General features: G+C 71.5%; 24 protein-coding genes and 1 tRNA gene. 22 read left to right on the top strand and 3 right to left on the bottom strand.

Annotation, left to right across the window (positions count from 1 at the left end):
- Positions 1-35: 35 nt before the first annotated feature.
- The 4 genes from rpmG (at position 36) to K8Z61_RS12145 (ending at position 2,153) form a co-directional block, all read left to right on the top strand.
- Entirely contained in the window at positions 36-206 is a 171-nt protein-coding gene (gene rpmG / locus K8Z61_RS12160; protein WP_170259177.1) for a 50S ribosomal protein L33, read from the top strand.
- A gap of 88 nt (positions 207-294) precedes the next feature.
- Positions 295-699 (top strand): MaoC family dehydratase N-terminal domain-containing protein, encoded by a 405-nt coding sequence (locus K8Z61_RS12155; RefSeq protein WP_224129859.1) that lies wholly within the window; start codon positions 295-297, stop codon positions 697-699.
- Positions 692-1,129, top strand: a complete 438-nt coding sequence (locus K8Z61_RS12150; protein ID WP_224129857.1) for a MaoC/PaaZ C-terminal domain-containing protein — start codon at positions 692-694, stop codon at positions 1,127-1,129. The genes K8Z61_RS12155 and K8Z61_RS12150 overlap by 8 nt, the downstream gene beginning before the upstream one ends.
- The gene (locus K8Z61_RS12145; RefSeq protein WP_224129855.1) at positions 1,122-2,153 is read left to right on the top strand and encodes a UDP-N-acetylmuramate dehydrogenase; all 1,032 of its coding nucleotides are present in this window, start codon (positions 1,122-1,124) and stop codon (positions 2,151-2,153) included. The genes K8Z61_RS12150 and K8Z61_RS12145 overlap by 8 nt, the downstream gene beginning before the upstream one ends.
- On the opposite strand, the gene K8Z61_RS12140 is transcribed toward K8Z61_RS12145, so the two are convergent.
- Together K8Z61_RS12140 and K8Z61_RS12135 are read right to left on the bottom strand one after the other, a co-directional pair.
- A complete protein-coding gene (locus tag K8Z61_RS12140; RefSeq protein WP_224129854.1) occupies positions 2,150-2,611 on the bottom strand; it encodes a DUF4190 domain-containing protein in 462 nt (153 codons plus the stop codon). The two genes, K8Z61_RS12145 and K8Z61_RS12140, sit on opposite strands and share 4 nt — an antisense overlap.
- On the bottom strand, positions 2,608-3,699 hold the full coding sequence (locus tag K8Z61_RS12135) for an adenosine deaminase (protein ID WP_224129852.1): 1,092 nt from the start codon (positions 3,697-3,699) through the stop codon (positions 2,608-2,610). Before K8Z61_RS12135 ends, K8Z61_RS12140 begins: the two co-directional genes overlap by 4 nt.
- A gap of 178 nt (positions 3,700-3,877) precedes the next feature.
- On the opposite strand from K8Z61_RS12135, the gene K8Z61_RS12130 reads away from it, so the two are divergent.
- From K8Z61_RS12130 to rplA, 5 genes are all read left to right on the top strand, one after another.
- A tRNA-Trp gene (locus K8Z61_RS12130) sits at positions 3,878-3,950 on the top strand.
- A 104-nt stretch (positions 3,951-4,054) separates the two neighbouring features.
- The gene (gene secE, locus K8Z61_RS12125; RefSeq protein WP_224129850.1) at positions 4,055-4,315 is read left to right on the top strand and encodes a preprotein translocase subunit SecE; all 261 of its coding nucleotides are present in this window, start codon (positions 4,055-4,057) and stop codon (positions 4,313-4,315) included.
- Positions 4,316-4,385: 70 nt separating this feature from the next.
- Positions 4,386-5,198, top strand: coding sequence for a transcription termination/antitermination protein NusG (nusG, locus tag K8Z61_RS12120; RefSeq protein ID WP_224129848.1), 813 nt, complete (start codon positions 4,386-4,388; stop codon positions 5,196-5,198).
- A gap of 164 nt (positions 5,199-5,362) precedes the next feature.
- On the top strand, positions 5,363-5,794 hold the full coding sequence (gene rplK, locus K8Z61_RS12115) for a 50S ribosomal protein L11 (RefSeq protein ID WP_224129846.1): 432 nt from the start codon (positions 5,363-5,365) through the stop codon (positions 5,792-5,794).
- 82 nt (positions 5,795-5,876) lie between these two features.
- The gene (gene rplA / locus K8Z61_RS12110; protein WP_263430967.1) at positions 5,877-6,599 is read left to right on the top strand and encodes a 50S ribosomal protein L1; all 723 of its coding nucleotides are present in this window, start codon (positions 5,877-5,879) and stop codon (positions 6,597-6,599) included.
- An 83-nt stretch (positions 6,600-6,682) separates the two neighbouring features.
- On the opposite strand, the gene K8Z61_RS12105 is transcribed toward rplA, so the two are convergent.
- Positions 6,683-7,966, bottom strand: a complete 1,284-nt coding sequence (locus tag K8Z61_RS12105) for an aminotransferase class I/II-fold pyridoxal phosphate-dependent enzyme (protein WP_224129844.1) — start codon at positions 7,964-7,966, stop codon at positions 6,683-6,685.
- Positions 7,967-8,236: 270 nt separating this feature from the next.
- Between K8Z61_RS12105 and rplJ the strand changes: the two genes are divergently transcribed.
- From rplJ to K8Z61_RS12040, 13 genes are all read left to right on the top strand, one after another.
- On the top strand, positions 8,237-8,908 hold the full coding sequence (gene rplJ, locus K8Z61_RS12100) for a 50S ribosomal protein L10 (protein ID WP_224129843.1): 672 nt from the start codon (positions 8,237-8,239) through the stop codon (positions 8,906-8,908).
- Positions 8,909-8,998: 90 nt separating this feature from the next.
- Positions 8,999-9,391 carry a 50S ribosomal protein L7/L12 gene (gene rplL, locus K8Z61_RS12095; RefSeq protein WP_224129841.1) on the top strand — a complete coding sequence of 131 codons (393 nt, stop codon included), beginning with the start codon at positions 8,999-9,001 and terminating at the stop codon, positions 9,389-9,391.
- Between the two features lie 274 nt (positions 9,392-9,665).
- A complete protein-coding gene (locus tag K8Z61_RS12090) occupies positions 9,666-10,619 on the top strand; it encodes an ABC transporter ATP-binding protein (protein WP_224129839.1) in 954 nt (317 codons plus the stop codon).
- Positions 10,620-10,635: 16 nt separating this feature from the next.
- Positions 10,636-11,421 (top strand): ABC transporter permease, encoded by a 786-nt coding sequence (locus K8Z61_RS12085; protein WP_224129837.1) that lies wholly within the window; start codon positions 10,636-10,638, stop codon positions 11,419-11,421.
- Positions 11,422-11,425: 4 nt separating this feature from the next.
- Entirely contained in the window at positions 11,426-12,253 is an 828-nt protein-coding gene (locus K8Z61_RS12080) for an ABC transporter permease (RefSeq protein WP_224129835.1), read from the top strand.
- A 4-nt stretch (positions 12,254-12,257) separates the two neighbouring features.
- On the top strand, positions 12,258-13,571 hold the full coding sequence (locus tag K8Z61_RS12075; protein ID WP_224129834.1) for an MCE family protein: 1,314 nt from the start codon (positions 12,258-12,260) through the stop codon (positions 13,569-13,571).
- The gene (locus K8Z61_RS12070) at positions 13,568-14,629 is read left to right on the top strand and encodes an MCE family protein (protein ID WP_224129831.1); all 1,062 of its coding nucleotides are present in this window, start codon (positions 13,568-13,570) and stop codon (positions 14,627-14,629) included. Before K8Z61_RS12075 ends, K8Z61_RS12070 begins: the two co-directional genes overlap by 4 nt.
- Positions 14,626-15,606, top strand: coding sequence for an MCE family protein (locus K8Z61_RS12065; protein WP_224129829.1), 981 nt, complete (start codon positions 14,626-14,628; stop codon positions 15,604-15,606). Before K8Z61_RS12070 ends, K8Z61_RS12065 begins: the two co-directional genes overlap by 4 nt.
- Positions 15,603-16,760 carry an MCE family protein gene (locus tag K8Z61_RS12060; protein WP_224129827.1) on the top strand — a complete coding sequence of 386 codons (1,158 nt, stop codon included), beginning with the start codon at positions 15,603-15,605 and terminating at the stop codon, positions 16,758-16,760. The genes K8Z61_RS12065 and K8Z61_RS12060 overlap by 4 nt, the downstream gene beginning before the upstream one ends.
- Positions 16,757-18,232 carry an MCE family protein gene (locus tag K8Z61_RS12055; protein WP_224129825.1) on the top strand — a complete coding sequence of 492 codons (1,476 nt, stop codon included), beginning with the start codon at positions 16,757-16,759 and terminating at the stop codon, positions 18,230-18,232. The genes K8Z61_RS12060 and K8Z61_RS12055 overlap by 4 nt, the downstream gene beginning before the upstream one ends.
- Positions 18,229-19,560, top strand: coding sequence for an MCE family protein (locus K8Z61_RS12050; RefSeq protein WP_224129823.1), 1,332 nt, complete (start codon positions 18,229-18,231; stop codon positions 19,558-19,560). The genes K8Z61_RS12055 and K8Z61_RS12050 overlap by 4 nt, the downstream gene beginning before the upstream one ends.
- On the top strand, positions 19,557-20,288 hold the full coding sequence (locus K8Z61_RS12045; protein ID WP_224129821.1) for a hypothetical protein: 732 nt from the start codon (positions 19,557-19,559) through the stop codon (positions 20,286-20,288). The genes K8Z61_RS12050 and K8Z61_RS12045 overlap by 4 nt, the downstream gene beginning before the upstream one ends.
- Positions 20,285-21,097: a DnaJ domain-containing protein gene (locus tag K8Z61_RS12040; protein WP_224129819.1), complete on the top strand. Its 813-nt coding sequence runs from the start codon at positions 20,285-20,287 to the stop codon at positions 21,095-21,097. The genes K8Z61_RS12045 and K8Z61_RS12040 overlap by 4 nt, the downstream gene beginning before the upstream one ends.
- Positions 21,098-21,106: the final 9 nt, after the last annotated feature.

Genomic DNA, 21,106 nt, shown 5'->3' with positions numbered 1-21,106 from the left:
GTGGAGCATCTCAACCGACGATCCGAGGACTTCCCGTGGCCAGCAAGAGCAGCGACGTTCGCCCCAAGATCACGCTCGCGTGCGTGGACTGCAAGGAGCGCAACTACATCACCAAGAAGAACCGCCGCAACGACCCCGACCGGCTCGAGCTGGCGAAGTTCTGCCCGCGGTGCCGCACCCACAAGGCGCACCGCGAGACCCGCTGACACCAGCGGCTCACCCCAGCACCACCGGCCCCCGGGACGCTCGTCCCGGGGGTCTGCTGCGTCCGGGGGCGGCACTAGGGTGAGGCGCATGGCACTCGACGCGGACCTCGTGGGCCGCACCTTCCCGGCCACCGCGCCGTACCTGGTCACCGAGGAGCGCGTGCGCGAGTTCGCCGCGGCGGCGGGCGGCTCCTGGCAGGGCGGTCCCGTGCCGGCGACCTTCCCGATCGTCCTGGCCTTCGCGGCGATGAACGACTTCCTCGACGACGTCGGCGTCGAGCTGCGCCGCATCGTCCACGGCGAGCAGCGGTTCGCCTACGAGCGGCCCGTGCGCCCCGGCGACGTCCTCAGCGCGACGCTGGCCGTCGCGTCCCTGCGCTCGATCGGCGGGAACGACCTCGTCGGCACCCGCAGCGAGATCCGGGACGCCGCGGGCGCGCTCGTCTGCACCGCCACCGCCACCCTCGTGCACCGTGGAGGCCCCGATGAGTGACACCGCACCGGCCGTGCCCTCGCCCCCGGCCTCGCCCCTGGCGGTCGGCGCCGAGCTGCCGGTCCAGCGCTACCCGCTCACCCGGGCCGACCTGGTGCGGTACGCCGGCGCGAGCGGCGACCGCAACCCGATCCACTGGAGCGAGCGCACGGCCCTGGCCGTCGGGCTGCCCGGCGTCATCGCGCACGGCATGCTGACGCTGGCGCTCGCGGCCCGCGCGGTCGCCACCTGGACGCGCGACGCCGAGGTGCTCGAGCTCGGCTCCAAGTTCACCGCGCCGGTCGTCGTGCCCGACGACGACGAGGGCGTGGTCGTCGAGGTGCGCGGCTTCGTCAAGGACGTCGCGGAGGGCCGGGCGTCCCTCGCCCTGGAGGTCACCTGCGGCGGGCAGAAGGTGCTCGGCCAGCCGAAGGCGGTCGTCCGTGTCTGAGCTGCTGGCCGACCACACCACGCTCCGCCTCGGCGGCCCCGCCCGCGAGTGGGTGCGCGCGGAGTCCGAGCAGGCCCTGATCGACGCCGTCGCCGAGGCCGACGCCGCGGGCGTCCCCGTGCTCGTGCTCGGCGGCGGCAGCAACCTGGTCGTCGGCGACGCCGGCTTCGACGGCCGGGTCGTCGAGGTCGCGACCCGCGGGGTCACGCCGGACGTCGACGACGCCGAGGCCGTCGCCTGCGGCGGCGTCCTGGTCACCGTCGCGGCGGGGGAGCGGTGGGACGCCCTCGTGGCCCAGGCCGTCACGCGCGGCTGGGCGGGAGTCGAGGCGCTGGCGGGCATCCCCGGCAGCGTCGGCGCGACGCCGGTGCAGAACGTCGGCGCCTACGGCCAGGAGGTCGCGCAGACGATCGCCTCGGTGCGCGTCTTCGACCGCGTGCTCCGCGGCGTGCGCACGTTCGCCGCCGCCGAGTGCGACTTCGCCTATCGCCACTCCCGGTTCAAGGCCGACCCCGGCCGCCACGTCGTCCTGAGCGTCACGTTCCAGCTGCGCCGGGGCACGCTCGGCGAGCCGATCCGCTACGCGGAGTTGGCCCGCGCGCTCGGCGTCGAGGTCGGCGGCCGCGTCGACCTCGGCGAGGTCCGCGACGCCGTGCTCGCGCTGCGCCGCGGCAAGGGCATGGTGCTCGATCCCGACGACCACGACACCTGGTCGGCCGGCTCGTTCTTCACCAACCCGATCGTCGCGCCCGAGGCCGTGCCCGACGGGGCGCCGGCCTTCGCCCAGCCGGACGGCGGGGTCAAGACCAGCGCCGCCTGGCTGATCGAGCACGCCGGCTTCGGCAAGGGCCACGGCGCGGGACCGGCCCGCCTGTCCACCAAGCACGTGCTCGCGCTGACCAACCGCGGCGACGCCTCCGCCGACGACCTCCTGGCCCTGGCCCGCGAGGTGCGCGACGGGGTGCGCGCCCGCTACGGCATCGAGCTCGTCCCCGAGCCGGTGCTGGTCGGCTGCGACCTCTAGACGCCGGTCGTCGGGCCGACGATCTCCGGGGTGGTGGCCACCACGGCGAAGAAGAGCACGAGGCCGATCACGCCGACGACCAGCAGCACCGTCGCCACGATGCCCAGCACCATGCCGGCCAGCGCCTCGCCGTCGCCGCTGTACGCGCCCGGCCGGCGCCGCATCTCGCGGCGCGCCGAGGCGCCCATGATCCACGCCACCGGGCCGGCCAGCAGCGGGAGGCCGCAGACGAATCCGCCCGCCAGGGCCACCAGTCCCACCACCAGCGCGGAGGTCGAGCGGGGGTGCTTCGGCGGCAGCGGCGTGGGCGCGGGGTAGCCGTAGCCCACCGGAGGGTACGGCGCGCCGTAGGGCGGGGGCGGGGCGCCGTACGGCTGCCCCGGCTGCCCCGGCGGGCCGGGGTGGGGCTGCTGCGGCGGGGGCGGTGCGCCCCACGGATCGGACGGCGGCTGGGTCATGCGGGGCTCCCGGGAGGACGTGGGTGGAGGGCGGCGTGGGTGGCTCCGGCGGTCTGGGCGGTCTGGGCGGGACGGGTGAGCCAGGCGTCGACGTCGGCGAGCGCGGCGTCGCGCAGGTCCGAGGGCGCCCGGCCCGCGCGCAGCGACATCCGCGCCAGCGAGGCCAGCACGGCATCGTCGAGGCCGTGGGCGGCCCGCATCGTCGCGTACTGGCCGGCCAGGCGTGAGCCGAAGAGCAGCGGGTCGTCGGCGCCCAGGGCGACGGACGCCCCGGCCTCCAGCAGCTGGGGCAGCGGCACCGAGGAGAGGTCGCTGTAGACGCCGAGGGCGACGTTGCTGGTCGGACAGACCTCGAGCGTGACGCCGCGGCGCACGACCTCCTCGAGCAGCCGCGGGTCCTCGACCGTCCTCACGCCGTGTCCGAGCCGGTCGGCGTGCAGCGACTCCAGGCAGGTGCGCACCGACGCCGGTCCGAGCAGCTCGCCGCCGTGGGGGGTCAGGAGCAGGCCGGCGCGCTCGGCGATCGCGAAGGCGCCGGCGAAGTCCGCGGTGCGTCCGCGACGCTCGTCGTTGGAGAGCCCGAACCCGACGACGCCGCGGTCGGCGTACTGCACGGCGAGCCGAGCCAGCGTCCGCGCGTCGAGGGGGTGGCGCGTGCGGTTGGCGGCGATCACCACGCCGATGCCGAGGCCGGTGCGCTCCGAGGCGTCCCGCACGGCGTCGAGCACGAGGTCGGTGAACGCGGTGATGCCGCCGAAGCGCGCGCCGTAGCCGCTCGGGTCGACCTGGATCTCCAGCCACCGGCCGCCGTCGGCGACGTCGTCCTCGGCGGTCTCGCGGACCAGACGCCGCACGTCGTCCTCGGTGCGCAGGACGGAGCGGGCGAGGTCGTAGAGCCGCTGGAACCGGAACCAGCCCTTCTCGTCGGCCGCCGAGAGCCGCGGGGGCCACTCCGAGACCAGCGCGTCGGGCAGGGCGATGCCGTCACGAGCGGCGAGCTCGAGCAGCGTGGCGTGCCGCATCGAGCCGGTGAAGTGCAGGTGCAGGTGCGCCTTCGGCAGGGTGCGCAGGTCCCGGCCGGCCGTCATGGCGTCATGCTAGGGGCCGGTGCCGCGATCGCTCCGCCCCCGTCGGGGCCCCGGCGCGGCGTCCGCCCCCGCCGGGAGCCGTTTGGACGACCCGCGCGTGCGCCCCGTACAGTGACCCGCGGTGGCCGACCCCACCCTCGCGCGCGCTCCGGCGGCGCCGGGGGCCGACGGCCATCGGAGGGCACTAGCTCAACTGGCAGAGCATCGGTCTCCAAAACCGAAGGTTGGGGGTTCAAGTCCCTCGTGCCCTGCTCGACGCCCGCCGGGTCCCCCGGCGCGGCGTAGGGTGAAGTCCGGGCCCGCGCACGAGCGCGGACCGGCAGCCGCACGATCGACGAAGGAACGAGGTGAGGACGTGGCGGACAGCAAGGCGGTCGAGGGTTCCAACGACAGCAGGCGTCAGCGTCCCAGCGAGAAGCGCACCAGCCCGGCCACGTTCTACCGTCAGGTCGTCGCGGAGCTGCGGAAGGTCGTCTACCCCACCCGCGACCAGCTCACCACGTACTTCATCGTCGTCATGGTGTTCGTGCTGGTCGTGATGGCGATCGTGTCCGTCCTCGACCTCGGGTTCGGAAAGCTGGCGCTCGCGGTCTTCGGCGGCCAGTCCCAGCAGTGAGCCAGTCCCCGGCGGTCCGCGCGACCGCCCCCGGGCGCCGTGCGGCGTCCGACGATCTGATGGAGCAGTCGTGACCGAGCAGCAGGACACCTTCGACACCGACGTCGAGACCGGCGAGGACGCCCTCGAGGTCTCCGTCGAGTCGACCGACGACCTGGAGTCGACCGACGTCTCCGACGCCGCCGGCGAGGACGCCGCGGACGTCGAGCCCGCTGCCGACGAGGCCGACGATGTGGAGGAGGCCGAGGCGCCCACCGCCGACGACCCGCTCGAGGCCTTCCGTCGTGAGCTGTGGGCCAAGCCCGGCGACTGGTTCGTGGTGCACACCTACTCCGGCATGGAGAACCGGGTGAAGCAGAACCTCGAGAACCGCATCATCTCCCTCAACATGGAGGACTACATCCACGAGATCGTGGTCCCCACCGAGGAGGTCGCGGAGATCAAGAACGGCCAGCGCAAGATGGTCAAGCGCACCGTCCTCCCCGGCTACGTGCTCGTCCGCATGGACCTCACCGACGAGTCCTGGTCGGCCGTGCGGCACACGCCGTCGGTCACCGGCTTCGTCGGCAACAGCCACCAGCCGGTGCCGCTGACGATGACCGAGGTCGAGGACATGCTGGCCCCGGCCGTCGTGGCCCGCGCCGAGGCCGAGGCGGTCGCCGCCGGCACCGCGCCCGCGGGTGGCGTCACCGCGAAGAAGCCGGTCGAGGTCGCCGACTTCTCCACCGGCGACTCCGTCATGGTCGTCGACGGTCCGTTCGCGACGCTGCACGCCACGATCACCGAGATCAACCCGGAGTCGCAGCGCGTCAAGGCGCTCGTCGAGATCTTCGGCCGCGAGACCCCGGTCGAGCTCAGCTTCAGCCAGATCCAGCGCGTCTGACGCCGATCGTCGCGACGCCCCGGGCATGCGTGCCCGGGGCTCCGATTTCCCGTGCCGGGCGTCGTCCCGGCACACTTGTCCGGTTGCCCGATCGTTCGTCGGGCGACGCCCGGTGGCAGAGGACGCTCCGACGTCCTCGCTGACGACCACGAGAAAGAGGAGACATGCCTCCCAAGAAGAAGATCGCTGCGCTGGTCAAGGTGCAGCTCCAGGCCGGCGCCGCGACGCCCGCCCCGCCCGTCGGCACCGCGCTCGGTCCGCACGGCGTCAACATCATGGACTTCTGCAAGGCGTACAACGCCCAGACCGAGGCCATGCGCGGCAACGTGATCCCCGTCGAGATCACCATCTACGAGGACCGCTCGTTCACCTTCGTCACCAAGACGCCCCCGGCGGCCGAGCTGATCAAGAAGGCGGCCGGCCTCGCCAAGGGCTCCTCGGTGCCGCACAAGGACAAGGTCGGCAAGCTCACGCGCGACCAGGTCCGCGAGATCGCCACCACCAAGCTGCCCGACCTCAACGCCAACGACGTCGACGCCGCGATGAAGATCGTCGAGGGAACCGCCCGCTCCATGGGCGTCACCATCGACTCCTGAGTGGGAGGGCCGCGCTGGCCCGCACACCACCATTCCTCGCGCTCCCCGTGAGCGCCCTCTGACGAGCAACGAAGGAACCATCATGCAGCGCAGCAAGACCTACCGCGCGGCTGCCGAGGCGTTCGACAAGAACGACGTCCTCAGCCCGCTGGCCGCGATCACGCTGGCCAAGAGCATCAGCAAGAAGAAGTTCGACGAGACCGTCGACGTCGTCATGCGCCTCGGCGTCGACCCGCGCAAGGCCGACCAGCTCGTGCGCGGCACCGTCAGCCTCCCGCACGGCACCGGCAAGACCGTCCGCGTCCTCGTGTTCGCGAACGCCGACAAGGCCGAGGAGGCCCGCGCGGCCGGCGCCGACATCGTCGGCGGCGACGAGCTCATCGAGCGCATCGCCGGCGGCTGGACCGACTTCGACGCCGCCGTCGCCACGCCCGACATGATGGGCAAGGTCGGCCGGGTCGCCCGCGTGCTCGGCCCCCGCGGCCTCATGCCGAACCCGAAGACCGGCACCGTCACCCCCGACGTCGCCAAGGCCGTCACCGACATCAAGGGCGGCAAGATCGAGTTCCGCGTCGACCGGCACGCGAACCTGCACTTCATCATCGGCAAGGCCTCGTTCTCCGAGACCCAGCTCGCGGAGAACTACGCCGCGGCCCTCGAGGAGGTCCTGCGACTCAAGCCGGCCAGCTCCAAGGGCCGCTACGTCAAGAAGGTCACCGTCTCCACGACGATGGGCCCGGGCATCCAGGTCGACCCGAACCGCACCCGCAACGTCGCGGTCGACGAGGAGCAGCCCTCCGCCTGACGCGCGTCCGCGCACGCTCCACGACGCCACCGGGCGACGACCGCGAGGTCGTCGCCCGGTGGCGTTCTGTCGTCGGCCGGGCGTCAGCCGCGGCTGAGCGCCTCGGCCGCGGCGAGCGCCACGCAGGTGGCCACGCCCGCCATGGCGGTCTCGACCTCGCCGAGGGAGGGGAAGGTCGGGGCGAGACGGATGTTGCGGTCGCGCGGGTCGTCGCCGTGCGGGAAGGACGCGCCCGCCGGCGTGAGCGCGATGCCGGCGGCCTTCGCCAGCTCGACCACGCGCGTCGCGGTGCCGTCGAGCACGTCGAGGTTGACGAAGTAGCCGCCGGTCGGCCGGGTCCACTCGGCGATGCCGAGGCCCTCGAGCTCGGCGGTCAGCGCGTCGTCGACGGCCGCGAACTTCGGGGCGATGATGTCGCGGTGCTTGCGCATGTGGGTGCGCACGCCCTCGGCGTCCCCGAAGAACTCGACGTGCCGCAGGTGGTTGACCTTGTCGGGGCCGATCGACGACATGCCGAGGTGTCGTAGGAACCACGCCTTGTTGGCCTCGGAGAGCGCCATGACGGCGACGCCCGCGCCGGCGAACGTGATCTTCGAGGTCGAGGCGAACAGGATCGGCCGGTCGGGATTGCCGGAGGCGGCCGCCAGGCTGAGCGCGTCCGCGCTCTTGACCTCGTCGTCGGTGAGGTGGTGCAGCGCGTAGGCGTTGTCCCAGAGGATGCGGAAGTCCGGCGCCGCAGCGGGCATCGCCATCAGCGCGGCGGCCACCTCCTGGGAGCACACGGACCCCGACGGGTTCGCGTAGGTGGGCACGATCCACAGGCCCTTGACGCTCGGGTCGTGCTCGACGAGCTCGCGCACGGCGGCGACGTCCGGCCCGTCGTGGTGCATCGGCACGGTGACCATCTCGATGCCGAGGTCGGCGAGCATGGAGAAGTGGCGGTCGTAGCCGGGCACCGGGCAGACGAACCGCACGACCTCCTCGTCCTTCCACGGCCGCGGGGAGCCCGGGCCGCCCCACAGCAGCAGGGAGGTGACCACCTGGTGCATCAGCGTCAGGCTCGAGTTGCCCTGGGCGAGCAGCTGGGCGGCCTCGACGCCGAGCAGCTCGGCGAAGAGCTCGCGCAGCTCCGCCAGGCCTTCGAGGCCGCCGTAGTTGCGGACGTCGGCGCCGGTGCGGTCGCGGTAGGAGGTGGGGAGCCGCAGCAGGTCGTTCGAGAGGTCGAGCTGCTCGGGGGACGGCTTGCCGCGGGTCAGGTCGAGGGTCAGACCGCGCTCCTGCAGGGCCGTGTAGGCCGCCTGCTTCTCGGCCAGGAACGCCGCGAGGTCGTCGGGGGAGAGGCTGGTGAGCGGGACGCGCTGGGTCATGGCCCGATCCTCCCATCCCGACGGTGGGCGGCCGGCTCCTCCGCCGGGATTTGGCGGGCCCTCCTCCGCGGCCGTACGGTTCTCGGGTAACCAGAGACCGCCGGTCGCCGGGAGACGTCAGTCGCCCGACCGAAGGCTCCGCGACAGCGGACGACCTGCGCAGGTGCAGAGCAAGAGCCGCCCCGCGGATCCACGCCCTGAGCCTGCGCTCAGGGCGTTCGTCGTCCCAGGGCCGCCCGGCCGGTCTCCACCAGTTCCGGAAGGAGACCCATGGCGCGGGCAGACAGGCAGGCAGCCGTCGCGGAGATCGTTGAGTCCTTCAACGACGCGACCGGTGCCGTGCTGACCGAGTACCGCGGTCTCACCGTGAAGCAGCTCCAGGAGCTGCGTCGATCCCTCGGTGAGAACGCCAACTACGCCGTGGTCAAGAACACGCTGGCCAAGATCGCCGCCAACGAGGTGGGCATCTCCGGCTTCGACGACCTGCTGACCGGCCCGACCGCGATCGCCTTCATCAAGGGCGACGTCGTCGAGGCGGCCAAGGGTCTGCGTGACTTTGCCAAGGCGAACCCCACCCTGGTTATCAAGGGTGGCGTTCTGGACGGCAACATCCTCGACGCGTCCGAGATCGCCAAGCTGGCCGATCTCGAGTCCCGCGAGGTGCTCCTGGGCAAGCTGGCGGGCGCGATGCTCGCCTCGCTGAGCCAGGCCGTCTACCTCCTCAACGCCCCGCTCGCCCAGGCTGCCCGGCTCGCCGGCGCCCTGGAGGTGAAGGCCCAGGAGGACCCCTCGATCCTCGCAGGTGGTGCCGGCACGCCGGTCGCCGCCGAGGAGGCCCCGGCCGCTGCCGACGAGCAGCCCGCCGAGGCCCCCGCCGACGAGGCCCCGGCTGCCGACGAGGCCGCCGCGACCTCCGACGAGGGCGACACCACCGAGTCCTGACCTCACGGTCGGTCCCGGTCCACACCACCTGAAACCCGGCCCGTCGCGATCCCCGCGGCGCTCGGCCATCGAATGGAAGGAACCGCCATCATGGCGAAGCTCAGCACCGACGAGCTCCTCGACGCGTTCAAGGAGATGACCCTCATCGAGCTCTCCGAGTTCGTGAAGCAGTTCGAGGAGACCTTCGGCGTCACCGCCGCCGCTCCCGTCGCCGTGGCCGCCGCCCCGGCCGCCGGTGGCGCCGCCGGTGGTGCCGAGGCCGCCGCCGAGCAGGACGAGTTCGACGTCGTCCTCGAGGCCGCCGGCGACAAGAAGATCAACGTCATCAAGGAGGTGCGCGCCCTGACCTCCCTCGGCCTGAAGGAGGCCAAGGACCTCGTCGAGAGCGCCCCCAAGCCGATCCTCGAGAAGGTCGCCAAGGACGTCGCGGAGAAGGCCAAGGAGGCCCTCGAGGCCGCCGGCGCCTCCGTCAGCCTCAAGTGATCCCGGCCCGGGTCGCGCCCGGGCACAGCACCACCCTCCGAGGGCGGTCCGTCGTCATGACGGGCCGCCCTCGACGCGTCTGCGGACGGCGTCCGCGAGCGGCCCGGCAGGTCGGTGACAGGTGCGTCTCGATTCCCGGCCGCGACGTGACGGAGGCTACAAACTTGCGTAACCTCGCGGTCGACCGTGCGTTGTTACTGATCAGTGCACCCTCGCGCGCGCAGCCGGCGCCGACGCGGATCGCACGGAGCATTCGAGATCTGGGGGAACCGCCGTGGGCGTGGAGATCAAGGTCGAAGACCTGACCAAGAGCTTCGGCAAGCAGCTGATCTGGGGCGGTGTGACGCTGACCGTCCCGGCCGGCGAGATCTGCGTGATGCTGGGTCCGTCGGGCACCGGCAAGTCGGTGCTGCTGAAGACGCTGATCGGTCTGCTGAAGCCCGACCGCGGCTCGATCATCATCGAGGGCACCGACATCGCCTCGTGCTCCGAGAAGGAGCTCTACGAGATCCGCAAGCTCTTCGGCGTGCTGTTCCAGGACGGCGCGATGTTCGGCTCGATGAACCTCTACGACAACGTGGCGTTCCCCCTGCGCGAGCACACGAAGAAGTCGGAGTCCGAGGTCCGCCGCATCGTCATGGAGAAGATGGACCTCGTCGGTCTCCTGGGCGCGGAGGACAAGCTCCCGGGCGAGATCTCCGGTGGCATGCGCAAGCGCGCCGGTCTGGCGCGGGCGCTGGTGCTCGATCCCGAGATCGTCCTGTTCGACGAGCCCGACTCCGGTCTCGACCCGGTGCGCACGGCGTTCCTGAACCAGCTGATCGTCGACCTGAACGCGCAGATCGACGCGACGTTCCTGATCGTCACTCACGACATCAACACCGCCCGCACGGTGCCCGACAACATCGGGCTGCTGTACCACCGTCACCTGGCGATGTTCGGCCCGCGCGAGATGCTGCTGAGCTCGGAGGAGCCGGTCGTGCGCCAGTTCCTCAACGCCCAGCGCGTCGGCCCGATCGGCATGTCGGAGGAGAAGGACGCCGACGAGCTCGCCGCGGAGGCCGGCCAGGAGCTGCCGCCGCTGCCGCCGATCCCGCTGCAGCTCGAGCCGTCCAACGGCATCGCGCGGCGCTCCCAGCGGCCGCCGGGGGAGTGGTGCCGGCTCAACGGCGTCACCCCGCCTCCGGGGTCGTTCGAGGAGAACATGTCCATGACCACGGGCAGCTGACGGAGCGCGTGGGTACGTGGCATCCCTGACCTCCGCGCGGGTCCTCGCGCCGGTCGGCACCGCGGGCAAGCTGTTCGCCTTCGGTCTCGACGTCGGGCGCGGGCTCTTCCGCCGTCCCTTCCAGCTGCGGGAGTTCATCCAGCAGGCCTGGTTCATCGCCTCGGTGACGATCATCCCGACGGCGCTCGTGGCCATCCCCTTCGGCGCGGTCATCGCACTGCAGGTGGGCGGTCTGATCAAGCAGTTCGGCGCGCAGTCCTTCACCGGCTCCGCCTCCGTGCTCGCCGTGATCCAGCAGGCGGCGCCGATCGGCACCGCCCTGCTGATCGCCGGCGCCGGCGGGTCGGCCATCGCCGCCGACCTCGGCGCGCGGAAGATCCGCGAGGAGCTCGACGCGATGATGGTGCTGGGCATCGACCCCATCCAGCGCCTCGTCGTCCCGCGCGTGCTCGGCTGCATGCTCGTCGCGGTGTTCCTCAACGGCATGGTGAGCGTCGTCGGCGTCGCCGGCGGCTACGTCTTCAACGTGATCCTCCAGGACGGCACGCCCGGCGCCTACATCGCCAGCTTCACCGCCCTGGCGCAGCTGCCCGACCTCTACATCGGCCTGTTCAAGGCGCTGGTGTTCGGGCTCATCGCCGGCGTCGTGGCCTCCTACAAGGGCATGAACGCCGGCGGCGGCCCGAAGGGCGTGGGCGACGCGGTCAACGAGTCCGTCGTCATCACCTTCCTGCTGCTGTTCGTCGTCAACTTCATCCTCTCCACGATCTACCTGCAGATCGTGCCGCCGAAGACGGGTTAGACCAGTGGCGAGCATCCGTGGCATCTACCAGCGACCCCTCGGGTCCCTCGACCGGCTCGGCGAGCAGGTCGCGTTCTACCTGCGCGTCCTGCGCGCCCTGCCGCGCTCGGTGGTGCGGTACCCCAAGGAGATCCTGCGCATCCTGGCCGAGGTGACCCTCGGCTCCGGCGCCCTCGCCGTCATCGGCGGCACCGTCGGCGTGATCATCGGCATGACCTTCTTCACCGGAGCCCAGGTCGGCCTCTCGGGCTACGCGGCGCTCAACCAGCTCGGCACCGCCGCGCTCACCGGCTTCGTCTCGGCCTACTTCAACACCCGCGAGATCGCCCCGCTCGTCGCGGGCATCGCGCTCGCCGCGACCGTCGGCTGCGGCTTCACCGCCCAGCTCGGCGCCATGCGCATCTCCGAGGAGGTCGACGCCCTCGAGGTGATGGCCATCCCGTCGATGCCGTTCCTCGTCGCCACCCGGGTCATCGGCGGCCTGATCGCGATCATCCCGCTGTACGTCGTCGGCCTGCTCGCCTCGTACACCGCCTCGGCGCTCGTCGTCACGCAGTTCTACGGGCAGTCGTCAGGCACCTACAACCACTACTTCAACCTCTTCCTGCCACCAGGCGACGTGCTGTGGTCGTTCGGCAAGGTGCTGATCTTCGCCGTCACGGTGATCCTGATCCACTGCTACCACGGCTACAACGCCTCCGGCGGGCCCGCGGGCGTGGGCGTGGCGGTGGGCCGCGCCGTCCGCACGAGCATCGTCGCCATCAACGTCATCGACCTCTTCCTCTCGATGGCGATCTGGGGCACCACCACGACCGTCCGGCTGGCGGGGTGATCCGGTGAGCCTCCTGAACCGTCTCGGCGCGGGCACCAAGGTGCTCGGCATCGGCTTCCTCGCGCTGCTCGTCGGCCTGGTGTACCTGACGTACGCCATCTTCACGAAGCAGTTCTCCAGCTACGACGAGGTGACCCTCAAGACCTCGAGCATCGGCCTGCAGCTGCCGTCGCGGGCCGACGTCAAGATCCGCGGCGTCATCGTCGGCGAGGTGCTCAAGACCAGCACCGACGGCGACGGCGCCACCGTCACCCTGGGCATCTACCCCGACGAGCGGGACGTCATCCCCGCCAACGTCACCGGCTCGATCGTGCCCAAGACGCTGTTCGGCGAGAAGTACGTGTCGCTGGTCGTGCCCTCGCAGCCGTCCGCGCAGCCGATCAGCACCGGCGCCGTGATCGAGCGCACCCAGGTCTCGACCGAGGTCGAGAAGGTCCTCTCCGACCTCTACCCGCTGCTGCGCACGGTCCAGCCCGCGCAGCTGAACATGACGCTCAACGCGCTGGCCACCGCCCTCGAGGGCCGCGGCGAGCTGATCGGCAAGAACCTCGAGACCCTCGACGCCTACCTCAAGCGGCTCAACCCGCAGATCCCGGCGCTGCTCGACGACCTGCGCCTGACCTCGCAGGTGTCCGACACCTACGCGCAGGTGCTGCCGCAGATCGGCCAGATCCTCCGCGACACCGTCACCACCACGACCACGCTCGAGGGCCGCGAGCAGAAGCTCACCCGGCTCTTCCGCGACATCACGGCGTTCTCCGACACCACGCGGGGCTTCCTCGAGGTCAACGGCGACAACCTGATCGAGCTCGGCAAGGTCGGTCAGCGCCAGTTCGAGGTGCTCTCCCGGTACTCGCCGGAGTTCCCGTGCCTGTCCCAGGGCATCCTCAACGCCAGCAAGCGCGAGGCCCAGGCCTTCCGCGACTTCACCCTGCACATCGTGCTCGAGACGCTGCCGAACCAGCCGCGCGCCTACACCCCGGCCGACCGGCCGGTGTTCGGCGAGAACCGCGGACCGGCCTGCGTCAACCTGCCGAACCCGCCGTGGAACCAGCAGAACCCGGTGCGCGTGCAGCCGAACTTCGCCGACGGCGTGAACACGCCCACCGGCAAGGGCACCAGCCGCGTCGCCCCGGGCTACGCCCTGACCGGCACCGCCGCCGACGACGCCGACGCCTACGTCGCCAGCCCCCAGGAGACCGCCCTGCTGCGCTCGCTGCTCGCCCCCGGCCTCGGGGTGTCCGATGCCGACGTCCCCGACCTCGGCCCGCTGCTCGTCGGCCCGATGGCCCGCGGAGCGAAGGTGAGCATCGGATGAGGTTCCGCAACCCGCTCGACCGCAAGACCGCCGGCGACCTCACCCGGCTCGGCGTCTTCATGCTCGTCACGGCGCTGGCCACCAGCCTGCTGGTGATCGTGATCGGCAACTTCACCTTCGCCAGCGCCAGCACCTACAAGGCGATGTTCACCGACGCCGCCGGGGTCAACAAGGGCGACGACGTGCGCATCGCGGGCGTCAAGGTCGGCACGGTCAAGGACGTCCGGGTCGCCGACGACGGCGACCGCGCCGAGATCACCTTCTCGGTGCAGAACGCGACCGAGCTGACCCAGGCCACCCACGCGACCATCCGGTACCGCAACCTCGTCGGCCAGCGGTACATCTCGCTGACCCAGGAGGGCAGCGACTCCGGGCGCCTCCAGCCCGGCAGCGTCATCGACACCTCGAAGACCCGTCCGGCCCTCGACCTGACGATGCTGTTCAACGGCTTCAAGCCGCTCTTCCAGGCGCTCTCGCCCGACGACATCAACAAGCTCTCCTACGAGGTCGTCCAGGTGTTCCAGGGCGAGGGCGGCACCCTCGAGGACCTCCTGCGCACCACGGCGTCGGTCACCAACACCCTCGCCGACCGCGACCAGGTGATCACCTCGCTGATCACCAACCTCGACGACGTGCTGAGCAACCTCGGCGACCGCAGCAAGCAGCTCAGCGCCCTGATCGTGAACTTCCGGACGCTCGTGGCCGGCCTCAAGGCCGACCGCCGTCCGATCCTCGACTCGCTCGACCAGATCTCGGCGCTGGCCGTCCAGACCGCCGACCTGGTCAAGGGCATCCGCGTGCCGTTCACCGAGGACATCAAGCAGCTGCGTCGCTTCGCGGACAACCTCGACCGCAACCGCGGCGAGATCGACCGCGGACTGCAGGTGCTGCCGAACAAGCTGAACAAGGTCGGACGCACCGCGACGTACGGCTCCTGGTTCAACTTCTACCTCTGCGCGGTGCCGGCCGTGACCCTGCCCGGCGGCCTCCGCGTCGAGCTCGGCCTGCCCGGCAGCGGCGGCTACAAGACGAACCAGCCGAGGTGCAACCTGCGATGAAGCCCTTCCGCGAGCGCAACCCCGTCGTCGTCGGCGCCGTCAGCATCGCCGTCCTGATCGGCCTGTTCCTGGCCGCCTTCCGCGCCCAGGACCTGCCGCTGATCGGCGGCGGCGACACCGTCTACGCCGACTTCTCCGAGGCCGGCGGCCTCAAGGCCGACGACCCCGTCCGGGTCGCCGGCGTGCGGGTCGGCAAGGTCGACTCCGTCGAGCTCGACGGCGACCACGTCCGCGCCACCCTGCGCCTCGACACCGACACGCGCCTGGGCGACCAGACGCGCGCCGACATCAAGGTCGCCACCCTGCTCGGCTCGATGTACGTCTCGCTCGACCCGGCCGGCCAGGGCAGCCTCGACGACGGCTCGAGCATCCCGATGGCCCGCACCAGCTCGCCGTTCGACGTCGTCGACGCCTTCAGCGGCCTGGCCGACACCGCGTCGCGCATCGACACCGACCAGCTGGCCAAGTCCCTCTCCACGCTGGCCGACCTGACCCGCAACACGCCCGAGGAGTTCCGCTCCGCGCTGAAGGGCGTCTCGGCGCTGTCGTCGAACATCGCGGCGAAGAACGACCAGATCAACTCGCTGCTCAAGAGCCTGAACAAGGTGAGCACCACCCTCGACGCGCGCGACCAGGACGTCATCGGCCTGATGCGTGACGCCGACGTGCTCTTCCGGGCCCTGGTGGCCCGGCGCGAGGCCGTGCACCAGCTGCTGGTCTCGACCTCGACGGTCTCCCAGCAGCTCACGGGTCTCGTCCGCGACACCCGCGCCGACCTCAAGCCCACCCTCGACACCGTCGAGCGGGTGCTGGCGGTGCTGAACAAGAACCAGAACAACATCGACAACTCGCTGCGGCTGCTCGCGCCCTTCTACCGGGTCTTCGCGAACACCCTCGGCACGGGCCCCTGGTTCGACACCTACATCCAGAACCTCCTCCCGATCCCGAATCTCCCGAACGGAGGGGGCGTCTCGTGAGCGCCGTCCACCTGCTGCGCCGCGCTGCGGTGCCGCTCGTCCTCGTCGTCCTGCTCGTCGCCGCGGCCATCGCGGTGATGGGCGGCGACGGCCAGCGGACGCTCACGGCCAGCTTCCCGCGGACGGTCTCGGTCTACGTCGGCAGCGACGTGCGTGTGCTCGGCGTGCCGGTCGGCAAGGTCGAGGAGGTCACGCCGTCGGGCACCCAGGTGCTCGTGAAGATGAGCTACGACGACAAGATCCAGGTGCCGGCCGACGCCAAGGCCGTCATCGTCGCCCCGTCGATCGTCGGAGACCGCTACATCCAGCTCACGCCCGTCTACAAGGGCGGACCGACGCTGGCCAGCGGCACCGTGCTCGGCGAGGACCGCACGGCCGTCCCGCTCGAGCTCGACCAGATCTACTCGAGCATCGACGACCTCACCGTCGCCCTCGGCCCGAAGGGCGCCAACCGCACCGGCGCCCTGAGCGACCTGCTGCAGACCACCGCCAAGAACTTCGGCGGCCAGGGCGAGCGCTTCAACCAGACGATCGGCAACCTCTCGAAGCTCACCCAGACCCTCGACGACAACAAGGAGGAGCTCTTCGGCTCCACCAAGGCCCTGGGCCGGTTCGTCAAGACGCTCGCCGACAACGACACGACCGTGCGCCGGTTCAGCCAGTCGCTGGCCGACGTCAGCACGCAGCTGTCGGGCGAGCGCCAGGAGCTCGCCGCAGCCCTGAAGAACCTCGGCGTCGCGCTCACCGAGGTCTCCTCGTTCGTCAAGACCAACCGGGGCGTCCTGGGGCGCGACATCACCGGCCTGAACAAGGTCGCGAAGGTGCTGGTCAAGCGGCGCGCCGAGCTCGACGAGGCGCTGAAGGCCGGTCCGCTGGCGCTGAACAACCTGGCGCTCACCTACAACCCGCAGGCCGGCACGCTCGACACCAACGCGAACGTCGGCCAGCTCGCCAAGCAGCTCACGAGCAACCCCGCGCTCTTCCTCTGCACCTACGCCAACGAGCTGCCCGGCGGCAGCAGCCTGTGCAACGTCCTCAAGGGCATCCTGCCCCGACCGGGCGCCTCGGCGGCCCTGCGCGGCACCTCGGCCCCCGACCCGAACGCCCGCTCCTACGACCCGACCCTCGGCGGTCTGGTGGAGGTGAACCGATGACGCGCCCCGCCCGTCCGCGCCTGCTGCGGCTGTTCGCCGCCACGGCGCTCGGCTCGGTGCTGCTCACCGGCTGCCAGTTCGACGTCTACGAGCTGCCGCTCCCCGGCGGCGCCAGCACCGGCGACGACCCGATGACGGTCACCGCCCAGTTCCGCGACGTGCTCGACCTGGTGCCGAAGTCGACCGTCAAGGTCGACGACGTCACCGTCGGCGAGGTCACCAAGGTCCAGCTCCAGGGCTACGACGCCCTGGTGACCATGAAGATCGACCGGTCGGTCGACCTGCCCGACAACGCGATCGCCGACATCCGCCAGACCAGCCTGCTCGGCGAGAAGTTCGTGTCCCTCTCGCCGCCGCTCAGCGCGCCCAGCGCGAACCGGCTCGGCGACGGCGACGAGATCGACCTGCAGCGCACCGGCCGCAACCCCGAGGTCGAGGAGGTCTTCGGCGCGCTGAGCCTGGTGCTCAACGGCGGCGGCGTCGCGCAGCTGAAGACGATCGCGACCGAGCTCAACAAGGCGCTCGACGGCCGCGAGGACTCGGCCCGCAGCGTGCTGAACCAGATCTCCACGCTCACCGGCAACCTCGCCGACCGCAAGCAGGACATCGTCCGCGCGATCGAGTCGCTCAACCGGCTCGCGCTCTCGGCGAAGGGCCAGCAGCGCAACATCAACCTGGCGCTCGACGAGCTGCCCAGCGCGATCTCCTCGATCGACCGGCAGCGCGACGACCTCGTCAAGGTGCTGCAGGCGCTGAACCGTCTCGGCAACGTGGGCGTCCGGGTCATCTCGGCGAGCAAGGCCTCGACCATCGAGACCGTGCGGCAGCTGCAGCCGGTGCTCACCGAGCTCGCCAACTCCGGCGACGCCTTCGTCAAGGCCTTCAGCAGCTTCCTGACCTTCCCGTTCGTCGACGAGGTGGTGGGTCGCAACCCGCAGACCGCCAAGGACCTCGCGATGGGCGACTACACCAACCTGTCGGCCGAGATCGACCTCTCCGGCGGCTTCGGCCTGCCGACGTCGCTGCCGACCCTCCTGCCCAGCGACCTCGACCCGACCAAGATCGTGGGCAACGTGCTCGACTGCCTGCGCAGCGGCAACATCACCAGCAAGGCCTGCCAGAAGGTGCTGAGCACCCCGCAGGAGCTCCTGCAGCTGCGCACCGAGTGCCGCAAGTCGGCGAACAAGGACGTCCTGGTCTGCCAGGTGCTCAACGCCGTCCCGGGCCTGCCGCCGCTGGGCGGCCTGCCGGGTGCCGGCGCGGGCGCGTCCGGCGGCTCGGGCGGCTCGGCCGGCACGGGCAACCCGCTCGGCGGGCTCGGCTCGATCCTCGGCGGCGCGCTCGGGCTCAACCGCCCCGGCCTCGGGCTCGGCCCGGTCGACCCGAAGCGCGGCCCCACCCTCCGCCAGATGACCGAGGCGTTCGACCCGAGCCTCGTCCGACTGCTCGTCCCGGGGATGATGTCGAAGTGATCACCCGTCGCACGAAGCTCCAGCTGCTGGTCTTCGTCCTCATCACGCTGCTCGGCGTCACCTACACCGGTGCGAAGTACGCCAAGCTCGACCGCTTCTTCCGCGACACCAGCTACCCGGTCACGGTGCACCTGGCGTCGTCCGGCGGCCTGTTCGCCGGCGGCGAGGTCACCTACCGGGGCGTCGAGATCGGCCGGGTCGACCGGCTCGTCCTCACCGACGCGGGCGTCGACGCGCACCTCTCGATCGACAAGCGCTTCGACACCATCCCGGCCGACACGCTCGCCGTGGTCGGCAACCGCTCGGCCGTCGGCGAGCAGTACCTCGAGCTGCAGCCGCAGACGGACGAGGCGCCGTACCTGAAGGCCGACTCCGAGGTCGCTGCCGCCGACACCCGCACGCCGCTGCCCACCGAGACCCTCCTGGCTGACCTCAGCGACACCGTCTCCTCGGTGAACCGCGACGCCCTGCGCACCACGATCACCGAGCTCGGCAAGGCCTTCGCCGGCACGGGTCCCTCGCTCCAGCGGCTGATCGACACCGGCACGTCGTTCATCCAGACCGCGAACGACAACTTCGCCACCACGACGGCGCTGATCCGCGACGCCAACACGGTGCTGCGCACCCAGGTCGACCAGACCTCGGACCTCAAGACGTTCGCCAGCCAGCTCTCGCAGTTCTCCTCGGTGCTCGCGGCCTCCGACCCCGACCTGCGTCGGCTGATCGACAACGGCTCCGGCGCGGCCATCCAGCTGCGCACGTTCATCCGCGACAACCAGGTGGAGCTCGGCGACCTGTTCAACAACGTCGTCACCACCGGCCGGGTGATCGTCAAGAACATCCCGGGCCTGCAGCAGTTCCTGGTGATCTACCCCTACGTGGTCGAGGGCGCGTTCAGCGTCGTCGCGAAGGCGACGCCCGGCGGGCTCTACGACGCCCACTTCGGCCTGATCCTCTCCACGACCGAGCCGTGCACCAACGGCTACGAGGGCACCAAGCAGCGACTGCCGGAGACCCAGGCGTCCCCCGACCCGGTGCGCTCCGACACGCCGATGAACACCGACGCGCGGTGCAAGGACCCCATCACCAAGAGCAACCCGCGCGGCTACCAGAACCTCGTCGTGCCGCGCGCCGGCGTCGACTACACCGACGGCACCGCGCCCGTCGTCGCCTCGTACGACGCGACCACCGGGAGGCTGCACTGGGGCGACCCGTCGACCGACCCGCGGCTCTCGCGCCAGGTGCAGGTCGACGGCGAGGCCCCGGCCAGCCTGGGTGCCGACTCCTGGAAGTGGCTGTACCTCCAGCCCCTGACGGCCGGCCGGTGACCCGGTCCGATCCGGACGAGCGCGACGAGGCCCGTCGCGCGGTCGTCGAGGCGTCCCCGGACTCGAGCCCTGCTCGCTCGGGAGCCCGGCTGCGGCTGGTGCTGCTGGTGGTCCTGCTGGTGGTGGCCGTCGGCTCGGCCGGCACGCTCGCCACGCTGCTGCTGCGGCGCGGCACCGACAGCCAGCCCGAGCGCGACGCCGTGATGGCGGTCGCCCGCGAGTTCGTGCAGCGGGTCAACACCTACGGGCCCGACCAGCTCGACGCCACGACCAAGACCATGCCGTCGTACCGCAGTGCGGTGGAGCAGCTCGTCACGCCGAAGTTCAAGACCTCGTTCCTGCAGAGCGTCACCCTGCCCGAGTCCCGCGTGGCCGGCTCCGGCCTCACGGTCAAGGGCTCGGTGCTCGGGGCCGGCGTCGACTCCCTCGACGCCGACTCCGCGTCCGTGCTGGTGCCCGTCGCCATCGACGCCTCGGTCAAGGACGACAAGGGCAAGACCGTCAAGGCGCCGCCCCAGCTCGGCCGCTTCGTCGTCTCGCTCGTGCGCATCGACGGCCGCTGGCTCGTCGACGACTTCACCGACGTCCGTCAGCTGCAGCAGGGGGCCGGCGGCGACGGCACGACCGGCCAGGACCCCCTGGGCGGCGCCACCGACGGCACGGGTGGCGCGGGCGGCACCGCTGTCCCGACGCCGTCCAGCGCCCCGAGCGGGGAGGCCACCCCATGACGCCGTCCTGGTACGACGTGCTGGGCGTCGAGCCCGACGCGACCCCCGAGGAGATCCGCACCGCCTGGCAGGCGCAGATCGGCGCCCTCGGCCCGACCGACCGGCGGTTCCGCACCCTCAACCAGGCCGCCGAGGTGCTGCTCGACCCCGACCAGCGGGCCGCGCACGACGCCGAGCTCGCCGGGGAGACGGCCCCCAAGTCGACGTCCGAGCCGACGCCCGTCCCGCTCGAGAAGGAGCCCCCGGCCGTCGCCCGGCCCGCCGGCTCGGCCGCAGCCGTCGACGACCCCGCGCCGACCGAGTCCGCCTCCGCGCCCCGCCCGGTCCGCACGGTGCCGACCTGGGCGCTGCTCGTCGCGGGCGTCGCGGCCACCGCGCTGCTCGTCGTCACGATCGTCGTCGGGGTGCTCCAGGTGCGGGCGCCCGTCGACGACGCCGGCGCCGCCGAGGCCGAGGGCGTCGCCGCCCGCGCCCTGGGCCCGGTGCTCTCCTACGACTACCGCTCGCTCGACCAGGACGCCTCGGCGGCGCGCTCGTACATGACCCAGCGGTACGCCCGCGACGACTACGACCGGCTGTTCACGGTGATCCAGCAGAACGCGCCCGGTCTCAAGGCGGTCGTGCAGGCCAAGGTCGTCAGCACCGGCGTCACCCGCACGGGTCGCGACCGCGTGCAGGTGCTGGCGTTCGTCGACCAGCTCACGACCAACGCCAAGCGCACCGCGCCCACCGTCTTCCGCAACCAGGTGACGGTGACGATGGTGCGCGAGGACGGCTCCTGGCTGCTCGACGACCTCAGCGTCTCCTGACCCACCGCG

Origin of the sequence: Nocardioides sp. TRM66260-LWL, from assembly GCF_020075545.1 — a bacterium.
Lineage (GTDB): Bacteria > Actinomycetota > Actinomycetes > Propionibacteriales > Nocardioidaceae > Nocardioides.
Note: the sequence above shows the minus strand (reverse complement) of the source record. Positions and strands in the feature narration are given on the sequence as shown.